This is a genomic window from Limnospira sp. PMC 1279.21, from assembly GCF_032349615.1.
GTDB classification, from domain to species: domain Bacteria; phylum Cyanobacteriota; class Cyanobacteriia; order Cyanobacteriales; family Microcoleaceae; genus Limnospira; species Limnospira fusiformis.
This window is the reverse complement of the sequence record NZ_JARPLU010000445.1, coordinates 1-925: the sequence shown is the minus strand read 5'-3', so window position 1 is coordinate 925 and position 925 is coordinate 1. Positions and strand designations below refer to the sequence as shown.

Here is a 925-nt window from a genome sequence, read left to right as displayed (position 1 = left end):
TCTAGGAGGTTATTTCAGGCATTGCAGCCTTATTTGACTCCTAAACGTCTCGCACCGTCATATCTATTATAGCCTAGACCCAGCTACGATAACCGGTGGGGGGTTGCTACCAAGGCATCAGCAATTATCCCCCCACCGCACCCTACAGATAACTAGCGGTTTTTACGTTTCTTGGGAAAGGGCAAGTTTTGGGTAGTGTGAAAGTCTAGTTGGGTTTTGTAACTAAGGCGACGAGAAACCTGTTTGACTATCTTCTTGAGAAGGCTATCTCCGGTTTTCTGAATTAGCGCCCGCGACATATCCAAAATGAACTTGGGGAACTTCACCCCCACAGCCAGATCTAAATGCCATTTAGCCCCAGTCACGATCGCCGGACAATTTTCCGGTTCCACTTGGTATTTCTCACAGACCTCCTCAACCGACAGTTGCACCAGTTTCATAGTCGATTGAAAATCCACCTCATAACCAGGGGGAACATAATCAGGAATTGGTGTCGTGCGGATACGATAGATTCCAGCTTCGTCTGGGGGGACTAATTCCAAGCCGACTCTAGCTTCTACTTGATAGCCAAAAGCCCCGAAACGTCCAATAATTAGGGAATAGGAGTTTTCGCCAATGGGTTCGGTTTTCATCGGTTGCGCGCATCGACAAAACCAACCTTGGTGATGTCCCAGATATTCGGCTACCGTCTCCCAATCCGCAAACATCTCCATACAGTCGTCGTAGTCCGTGTGAAACCACATTTGTTCTGGTTGTTCTGTGGAGTCTTGTTGTTCTGGGTCGGAAGGCTGCATATCACGGGGGTTATTTAGGTCTGGCTCAGATGCTGCTACTGGCTGAGATCTAACGAAATTTTGTGGCATGATGGGTTCTGATACATTTACGCGACATTTTTCCGGTTGTTCCCGGACAATGCGACGATAGC

At 48.0% G+C, this 925-nt stretch carries 1 protein-coding gene; it reads right to left on the bottom strand.

The genetic code is table 11. The features are described from left to right. Positions 1 to 152: 152 nt before the first annotated feature. A complete protein-coding gene (locus P5683_RS25330; protein ID WP_006625806.1) occupies positions 153 to 863 on the bottom strand; it encodes a DUF1997 domain-containing protein in 711 nt (236 codons plus the stop codon). Positions 864 to 925: the final 62 nt, after the last annotated feature.

Bases quoted from the DNA above. Each gene is read 5' to 3' on its own strand.
- P5683_RS25330 (WP_006625806.1), bottom strand. From the start codon at position 863: ATGCCACAAAATTTCGTTAGATCTCAGCCAGTAGCAGCATCTGAGCCA.